This is a genomic window from Halorubrum sp. SS7 (assembly GCF_005435055.1).
GTDB lineage: Archaea > Halobacteriota > Halobacteria > Halobacteriales > Haloferacaceae > Halorubrum > Halorubrum salinarum.
Genome location: NZ_SGXV01000854.1, coordinates 1 through 206, shown reverse-complemented (window position 1 = coordinate 206; position 206 = coordinate 1). Strand labels below are relative to the sequence as shown.

General features: G+C 60.2%; 1 pseudogene. It reads right to left on the bottom strand.

From position 1 onward, the window contains the following. Positions 1–94, bottom strand: a pseudogene (locus EXE44_RS21870) (sulfurtransferase TusA family protein); the annotation flags it as partial. Positions 95–206 lie beyond the last annotated feature (112 nt).

Genomic DNA, 206 nt, shown 5'->3' with positions numbered 1-206 from the left:
CGGCGCTCCGAATCGCTCCGATGAGGTCCATCAGCGGGCCGGGACACGCTGCGCCTCTGGCGTCGACGGTCTCTTGAGGTTCGATGTCGGTCATGACGGTCTCACACGCGGTAGTTACGGGCGTGTGGTATTAGTATTGTGAGTAAATTCCAATATTCTAGAAACACTCTGACGGGGGGCGGACGGGCCGATCGCGACCGCGGTAC